We start from the raw sequence: 8,766 nt of genomic DNA, 5'->3' as shown, positions 1-8,766 counted from the left end.
CTGCTGCTGGCCGCGAGCACGCGGGAGATTTTCGATCTGCGGCAGGGGCCCTTGTTCAAGGCATGCATCCTGCGCGTGGCGGCCGATCACCATGTGGTGTTGAGCAGCATCCACCACATCATTTCCGACGGCTGGTCGCTGGGAGTGTTCAACCGTGACCTGCACCAGCTGTACGAGACGTGTTTGCGCGGCACGACCCCCGCACTGCCGACGTTGGCGGTGCAGTATGCCGACTACGCGCTGTGGCAACGACAATGGGAGCTGGCGGCTCCGCTGTCGTACTGGACGCGGGCACTGGAAGGCTACGACGACGGCCTGGACCTGCCCTACGACCGGCCGCGCGGCGCCACGCGGGCGTGGCGGGCGGGGCTGGTCAAACACCGCTATCCGGCGCAACTGGCCCAGCAGCTGGCGGCCTACAGCCAACAGTACCAAGCGACGCTGTTCATGAGCCTGCTGGCGGGCCTGGCGCTGGTGCTGAGCCGTTACGCCGATCGCAAGGACGTGTGCATCGGTGCGACGGTTTCCGGCCGCGACCAGCTGGAGCTGGAAGAGCTGATCGGCTTTTTCATCAATATTCTGCCGCTGCGGGTGGACCTGTCGGGGGATCCGTGCCTGGAGGAGGTGCTACTGCGCACCCGTCAAGTGGTACTGGATGGCTTCGCGCACCAGTCGGTGCCGTTCGAGCACGTGCTGCAGGCGCTGCGGCGTCAGCGCGACAGTAGCCAGATCCCGCTGGTGCCGGTGATGCTGCGACACCAGAACTTCCCGACGCAGGAGATTGGCGATTGGCCCGAGGGAGTGCGGCTGACGCAGATGGAGCTGGGGCTGGACCGTAGCACGCCGAGCGAGCTGGATTGGCAGTTCTACGGCGACGGCAGCTCGCTGGAGCTGACGCTGGAATACGCGCAGGACCTCTTCGACGAAGCGACGGTGCGGCGGATGATCGCACACCACCAGCAGGCGCTGGAGGCGATGGTGAGCCGGCCACAGTTGCGAGTGGACAAGTGGGACATGCTGACGGCCGAAGAGCGCCGGCTGTTTGCCGCGCTAAATGCGACAGGTGCGCCACGGCAGTGGCCCAGTCTGGCGCAGCAGTTCGAACGGCAGGCGCAGGCGACGCCGCAGGCCATAGCGTGCGTGAGCGATGGGCAGTCGTGGAGCTATGCGCAGTTGGAGGCGCGCGCTAACCAGCTGGCACAGGCGCTGCGTGGGCAGGGCGCGGGCCGGGACGTGCGGGTGGCGGTACACAGTGCGCGCACGCCGGAACTGCTGATGGCCTTGCTGGCGATCTTCAAGACCGGTGCGTGCTATGTGCCGATCGATCCGGCCTACCCGGCGGCCTACCGCGAGCAGATCCTGGCCGAGGTGCAGGTGTCGATCGTGCTGGAACAAGGCGAGCTGGCGCTGGACGAGCAAGGGCAGTTCCGCAATCCGCGCTGGCGCGAGCACGCCCCGACGCCGCTGGGGCTGAGGGGGCATCCGGGCGACCTGGCGTGCGTGATGGTGACCTCCGGCTCGACCGGCCGGCCCAAGGGCGTGATGGTGCCGTATGCGCAGCTGCACAACTGGCTGCATGCCGGCTGGCAGCGTTCTCCGTTCGAGGCCGGGGAGCGGGTGCTGCAGAAGACCTCGATCGCCTTTGCGGTGTCGGTAAAGGAGTTGCTAAGCGGGCTGCTGGCGGGGGTGGGACAGGTGATGCTGCCGGACGAGCAGGTGAAGGACAGCCTGGCGTTGGCACGGGCGATCGAGCAATGGCAGGTGACGCGGCTGTATCTGGTGCCGTCGCACCTGCAGGCGCTGCTGGACGCGACGCAAGGACGCGACGGGCTACTGCACTCGTTGCGTCACGTGGTGACGGCGGGGGAAGCGTTGCCGTCGGCGGTGCGCGAAGCGGTGCGGGCGCGCCTGCCACAGGTGCGGCTATGGAACAACTATGGCTGCACGGAACTGAACGACGCGACCTACAGCCGGTCGGATACGGTGGCGCCGGGAACGTTTGTGCCGATCGGCGCACCGATCGCCAACACCGAGGTATACGTGCTGGACCGGCGGCTGCGGCAGGTGCCGATCGGGGTGATGGGCGAGCTGCACGTGCACAGCGTGGGTATGGCGCGCGGCTACTGGAACCGGCCGGGGCTGACGGCCTCGCGCTTCATCGCGCACCCGTATAGCGAGGAGCCGGGCACGCGGCTGTACAAGACCGGTGACATGGTACGCCGGCTGGCGGACGGGACGCTGGAATACCTGGGCCGACAGGACTTCGAGGTCAAGGTGCGCGGCCACCGGGTGGATACGCGGCAGGTGGAGGCGGCCTTGCGAGCGCAGCCCGCGGTGGCCGAGGCGGTGGTGAGCGGTCACCGGGTGGACGGGGACACGCAGTTGGTGGCCTATGTGGTGGCGCGTGAAGGGCAGGCACCGAGCGCGAGCGAGTTGAAACAACAGCTGTCGGGGCAGTTGCCGACCTACATGCTGCCGACCGTGTACCAGTGGCTGGAGCAGTTGCCGCGGTTGTCCAATGGCAAGTTGGACCGGTTGGCGCTGCCGGTGCCGCAGGCGGTACACGCACAGGAGTACATAGCACCACGCAACGAGGCCGAGCAACGGCTGGCGGCACTGTTTGCCGAGGTGCTGCGGGTGGAACGGGTGGGCATCCACGACAACTTCTTCGCCTTGGGCGGGCACTCGCTGTCTGCATCGCAACTGATCTCGCGCATCCGCCAAAGTTTTCACGTCGATCTGCCGCTGAGCCGGATCTTCGAGGCACCCACGATCGAGGGCCTGGTCAGGCAGCTGGCGTTGCCTAGTGAAGGCGGCGTGGTCAGCATCGCCAGGGTAGCGCGAAACCGGACGATCCCATTGTCGCTGTTCCAGGAACGCCTGTGGTTCGTGCACCAACACATGCCTGAGCAACGCACCAGTTACAACGGCACGCTCGCCTTGCGGTTGCGTGGTCCTTTGTCGGTGGAAGCGCTGCGTGCAGCGCTGCGTGCGTTAGTGCTGCGCCACGAAATCTTGCGTACCCGTTTCGTGTTGCCGACCGGTGCTAGCGAGCCGGTGCAGGTCATCGACGAGCACAGCGATTTCCAGCTCTCAGTACAGGTAGTCCAGGAGACTGAGATCGCGTCGCTGATGGATGAACTGGCAAGTCATATCTACGACTTAGCCAACGGTCCGCTATTCATTGCATGCCTTTTGCAACTGGATGAGCAAGAACATGTGCTGCTAATCGGCATGCATCACCTTATCTACGACGCTTGGTCGCAATTCACCGTGATGAACCGCGATCTACGCGTGCTGTATCACCGCCACCTCTCGGACTTGCCGGCGGAGATCTGCCGGAATTACCGATCCAATATGCCGACTATGCGATCTGGCAACGCGCCCAGAACCTGGACGCGCAACTGGCCTATTGGCAGGCTATGTTGCACGACTACGACGACGGCCTGGAGCTGCCCTACGACTATCCGCGTCCGCGCAATCGCACCTGGCACGCAGCGGTCTACACACACACCTATCCGGCTGAACTGGTACAGCGCTTTGCCGGCTTCGTACAGGCGCATCAGTCGACCTTGTTCATCGGGCTGTTGGCAAGCTTCGCGGTCGTGTTGAACAAATACACCGGCCGGGACGACTTGTGCATCGGTACCACCACGGCTGGGCGCACGCACCTGGAGCTGGAGAACCTGATCGGTTTCTTCATCAACATCTTGCCTTTGCGCTTGCGCTTGGACGGCGATCCGGACGTTGCCGAAATCATGCGGCGAGCACGGTTGGTGGCGATGAGCGCGTTTGAGAACCAGGCGCTACCGTTCGAGCACCTGCTCAACGCCCTGCACAAGCAACGTGACACCAGCCGGATTCCGCTGGTTCCGGTGGTGATGCGTCATCAGAACTTCCCGGACACGATCGGCGACTGGAGCGATGGCATCCGTACCGAAGTGATCCAGCGCGATCTGCGTGCCACCCCCAATGAAATGGACCTGCAGTTCTTCGGCGACGGTGCGGGGCTTTCGGTCACAGTGGAATACGCGGCGGAGCTGTTCTCAGAAGCGACTATTCGCCGCCTGATCCACCATCACCAACGCGTCCTGGAGCAGATGTTGGTGGCCCATGAAAGCGCCACGTGCCCCTTGGATGTTGCCGACTAGCAAAAGCCGGCCGCCGTCACCCGTTCATCGATAGCGAGGGCAATCATGGATTCAGCGTTACCTACATCTGCATTTACCTTCGATCTCTTTTACACCACGGTTAACGCCTACTATCGCACTGCCGCAGTCAAGGCGGCGATCGAACTGGGGCTATTCGATGTGGTGGGGCAGCAGGGCCGAACTCCCGCCGCCATCGCCGAGGCCTGCCAGGCGTCGCCGCGGGGCATTCGCATCCTTTGCTATTACCTAGTATCGATCGGTTTTCTACGCCGCAACGGTGACCTGTTCTACATAGATCGCAACATGGCCATGTACCTGGATCGTAGTTCGCCCGGCTACCTGGGCGGCAGCATCAAGTTCCTGCTCTCGCCCTACATCATGAGCGCCTTCACCGATCTGACCGCCGTAGTCAGGACCGGCAAGATCAACCTGGCGCAGGACGGCGTGGTGGCACCGGATCACCCGCAGTGGGTGGAATTTGCACGCGCGATGGCACCGATGATGGCGCTGCCCTCGGCGTTGATCGCCAATATGGTGTCGTTGCCCGATGATCGGCCGATTCGTGTGCTGGACGTGGCAGCCGGCCACGGCCTGTTCGGCATCGCCTTCGCGCAGCGCTTCCGCCAGGCTGAAGTGAGCTTCCTGGACTGGGACAACGTGCTAGACGTAGCACGCGAAAACGCCCAGGCGGCCAAAGTGGCCGAGCGAGCGCGTTTCCTGCCCGGCAACGCATTCGACCTGGATTACGGCAGCGGCTACGACGTGATCTTGTTGACCAACTTCCTGCACCATTTCGATGAGGTCGATGGCGAGCGCATCTTGGCTAAGACGCGCGATGCGCTGAACGACGACGGCATGGTGATCACTTTCGAATTCATCGCCGACGAAGACCGTTCCTCACCGCCGCTGGCCGCCACCTTCAGCATGATGATGCTGGGCACCACCCCGGCGGGCGAGTCCTACACCTATAGCGACCTGGAAAGGATGTTTCGGCATGCCGGCTTCGGTCACGTGGAACTAAAGTCGATACCGCCGGCCTTGCTGAAAGTGGTGGTTTCCCGCAAGAGGGCTCCATAATGATCGAATCGGCGACATCCCCTGTGGCGAAAACCGAGCGCATCTGGTGCACCGAGCTGGACCTGGATGCCCTCAACGCCATGTCGGCCAACACGATGCAGGCCCTGCTCGGTATCCGCATGATCGAGATCGGCTCGGACTATCTGGTCTCCTGCATGTCGGTGGACTGGCGTTGCCACCAGCCCTATGGGGTATTGCATGGTGGCGCATCGGTCACCCTGGCCGAGGCTACCGGCAGCATGGCGGCCTCCATGTGCGTGCCGGCCGGCCAACGTTGCGTTGGCCTAGACATCAATGCCAACCACATCGCGAGCATCTCCAGTGGCCAAGTACAGTGCATCGCGCGGCCGCTGCACATAGGGGCCTTGACTCAGGTATGGCAGATGCGCATCTATGACGAAGGTGACCGCACGATCTGCGTGTCGCGCCTGACCATGGCGGTATTATCGGTGCACGTCGCGCGCGTATCCCCGAATCCAGCCAGCAGCGGAGTACAGACGTGAACGAAACTGCAACTGTAACCAAGGCTACCCTCAGTTCAGCGAAGGCGAGTATAACGCCAGCCTGCGTTCACCAGTGGTTCGAAGCGCAGGTGAGTTCGACACCGGATGCGCCTGCTGCCTTCTTAGGCGAGCGTCGAATGAGTTATGGACAGCTCAACACCCGCGCCAATCGGCTTGCACGGCTGTTGCAGTCACAGGGCGTTGGGCCTGGTGCCCGGGTCGCGGTGTGGATGAATCGCAGCCCCGAATGCCTGGCCGCGTTGCTGGCGGTCATGAAGGCCGGGGCAGCTTATGTACCGATCGACCTGAGCCTGCCGATCCGACGTGTCCAATACATCTTGCAGGACAGCCAGGCCCGGCTCGTACTGGTCGATGAGGAAGGGCAAGGCCACCTGGGCGAACTTGAGCTGGGCGCGATGACTGCCGTCGATGTCTGCGGCACTCTGGACGGCGACGAGGCGAATCTGGACCTGCCTTGCGATCCGGCGCAGCCGGTTTATTGCATCTATACCTCCGGCTCCACGGGTAGCCCCAAGGGCGTGCTGGTACGGCACAGCGGGTTGGCTAACTACGTGGCCTGGGCTAAGCGGCAATACGTTACGGCTGACACGACGAGTTTCGCCTTTTACTCCTCGCTGTCGTTCGATCTGACCGTCACCTCGATCTACGTGCCCCTGGTGGCTGGCCTGTGTGTGCATGTGTACCCGGAGCAGGGCGACGACGTGCCGGTAATCAACCGCGTGCTGGACGACAACCAAGTAGACGTGATCAAGCTGACACCCTCGCACATGCTGATGCTGCGCAACGCGGCACTGGCGACGTCGCGGCTGAAGACGCTGATCGTGGGTGGCGAGGACCTGAAAGCGGCATTGGCGTACGACATCCATCAGCGGTTCCGCCGCGATGTGGCGATCTACAACGAATACGGTCCTACCGAAACCGTAGTGGGGTGCGCGATCCATCGTTACGATCCGGCGACCGAACGCGAAGGCTCGGTGCCGATCGGTGTGCCGATCGATCACACCAGCCTCCACCTGCTCGATGAGCGTCTGCAGCCGGTCGCACCGGGTGAGGTCGGCCAGATCCACATCGGTGGCGCGGGCGTGGCTATCGGCTATGTGAACAAGCCGGAGATCACCGATGCGCAATTCATTGACAATCCCTTCGAAGGCGGCGGCCGGCTTTACGCCAGTGGCGACCTAGGACGCATGCGTGCCGACGGTAAGCTTGAATTCCTTGGCCGCAAGGATTCGCAGATCAAGCTGCGCGGCTACCGCATCGAGTTGGGCGAGATAGAGAACGTGCTGCTTGGCCACGCAGCCTTGCGCGAATGCATAGTGGATACCACCGTGGTGCAGCGCCGCGACTATGACAGCAAGAGCTTGCGCTATTGCGCGCGTTGCGGTGTCGCTTCAAATTTCCCCAATACCAGCTTCGACGAGCACGGTGTCTGCAACCATTGCCACGCCTACGACAAATACCGGAACGTGGTCGAGGATTATTTCCGGACCGAAGATGAGCTACGTACTATCTTCGAGCAGGTCAAGGCGCACAACAGGCTCCGCTACGACTGCCTGGTGGCTTTCAGCGGCGGCAAGGACAGCACCTATGCGCTATGCCGCGTAGTGGACATGGGTCTGCGCGTGTTGGCGTACACCCTGGACAATGGCTACATCTCCGACGAGGCCAAGGCAAACGTCGACCGCGTCGTGCGCGAGCTGGGGGTGGACCATCGCTATCTGGGTACTCCACACATGAACGCCATCTTCGTGGACAGCCTGCATCGCCACAGCAACGTCTGCAACGGCTGCTTCAAGACCATCTATACGCTGGGTATCAACCTGGCGCAGGAAGTGGGCGTAAGCGACATTGTAATGGGCCTGTCCAAAGGACAGCTGTTCGAGACGCGCCTGTCGGAGCTGTTTCGCGCCAGCACCTTCGACAACCAGGTATTCGAGAAGAACCTGATGGAAGCGCGCAAGATATACCATCGCATCGACGACGCGGCGGCCCGCCTGCTGGATACCTCTTGCGTGCGCAACGATCGCTTGCTCGAAAGTACGCGTTTCATCGACTTCTACCGCTACTGCAGTGTCAGCCGCAAGGATATGTATCGCTATATCGCCGAGCGCGTAGGCTGGAGCCGTCCGGCTGACACCGGCCGCTCGACTAACTGCCTGCTCAACGATGTCGGCATCTACATGCACAAGAAGCAACGTGGCTATCACAACTATTCGTTGCCCTACAGTTGGGACGTGCGGGTAGGCCATATCCCAAGGGAAGACGCGATGCGCGAGCTGGAGGACACCGACGATATAGACGAGGCCAAGGTAATGGGCCTGCTCAAGCAGATCGGCTATGACTTAAGCCTGATCGATACCCAGGCGGGCGATGCGCAGTTGATCGCCTACTATGTGGCGGCGGAGGAACTGGATCCGGTGGCATTGCGTAATTTTGCTGCTGCGATCTTGCCCGAGTACATGCTGCCTTCGTATTTCGTGCGGCTGGACCGAATGCCGTTGACGCCGAATGGCAAGGTGAACCGCCGAGCATTGCCGAGGCCGGAGTTGAAGAAGAACGCCAGCGAGGCCCATACCGAGCCGAGCAGTGCGCTAGAGCAGGAACTGGCGCAAATCTGGAAAGAGGTGCTGATGGTCGACAAGGTCGGCGTCAGGGACAACTTTTTCGAGCTGGGCGGCCACTCGCTGAGCGCGCTGATGTTGCTCTACAGCATAGCCGAGCGCTACCAGAAGATGGTCAGCATCCAGGCATTCTCGGTTAATCCGACCATCGAAGGTCTGTCGGAGCATCTGGTCGCATAGACAGGGCAAGGACCTCAGCGCTGTCCTCTGCATGGTGCGGCGTTGGGGTTCGCACGCCATTCAATCGGTTCGTCCCCGGTCCGCCCCCGTTCGTCCGTCGCTACGCCACCTGTCCTGGGGGTTCACCCCCGTTTTCACGGACACTTACAAGAAGGCCGATCCAGGCCATGAGGAGTGTTCATGTCAAAGCGTAGGAAGTTCAGTGCCGAGTTC

General features: G+C 62.3%; 4 protein-coding genes and 1 pseudogene. All 5 read left to right on the top strand.

Annotated features, from left to right (window positions below; all coding sequences use genetic code 11):
- Positions 1-3,306 (top strand): annotated as a pseudogene (locus tag XANALMUS060_RS16145) (amino acid adenylation domain-containing protein); the annotation flags it as partial.
- Positions 3,258-4,151 carry a condensation domain-containing protein gene (locus XANALMUS060_RS22755; RefSeq protein ID WP_082065213.1) on the top strand — a complete coding sequence of 298 codons (894 nt, stop codon included), beginning with the start codon at positions 3,258-3,260 and terminating at the stop codon, positions 4,149-4,151. The pseudogene XANALMUS060_RS16145 and the gene XANALMUS060_RS22755, both read left to right, overlap by 49 nt.
- Before the next feature lie 45 nt (positions 4,152-4,196).
- Positions 4,197-5,228, top strand: a complete 1,032-nt coding sequence (locus tag XANALMUS060_RS16135) for a class I SAM-dependent methyltransferase (protein ID WP_045739310.1) — start codon at positions 4,197-4,199, stop codon at positions 5,226-5,228.
- Positions 5,228-5,731, top strand: coding sequence for a hotdog fold thioesterase (locus tag XANALMUS060_RS16130; protein ID WP_012916037.1), 504 nt, complete (start codon positions 5,228-5,230; stop codon positions 5,729-5,731). The genes XANALMUS060_RS16135 and XANALMUS060_RS16130 overlap by 1 nt, the downstream gene beginning before the upstream one ends.
- Positions 5,728-8,553, top strand: coding sequence for an amino acid adenylation domain-containing protein (locus tag XANALMUS060_RS17770; protein ID WP_082065212.1), 2,826 nt, complete (start codon positions 5,728-5,730; stop codon positions 8,551-8,553). Before XANALMUS060_RS16130 ends, XANALMUS060_RS17770 begins: the two co-directional genes overlap by 4 nt.
- Positions 8,554-8,766 lie beyond the last annotated feature (213 nt).

The sequence above is a fragment of the Xanthomonas sp. MUS 060 genome (assembly GCF_000963215.1).
Classification (GTDB): domain Bacteria; phylum Pseudomonadota; class Gammaproteobacteria; order Xanthomonadales; family Xanthomonadaceae; genus Xanthomonas_A.
The sequence above is the reverse complement of the archived record's forward strand: the minus strand, read 5'-3'. Positions and strand labels throughout refer to the sequence as shown.

Excerpts from the sequence above, each read along its gene's own strand:
- XANALMUS060_RS16135 (WP_045739310.1), top strand. The coding sequence starts at position 4,197 with ATGGATTCAGCGTTACCTACATCTGCATTTACCTTCGATCTCTTTTAC.
- XANALMUS060_RS16130 (WP_012916037.1), top strand. The coding sequence starts at position 5,228 with ATGATCGAATCGGCGACATCCCCTGTGGCGAAAACCGAGCGCATCTGG.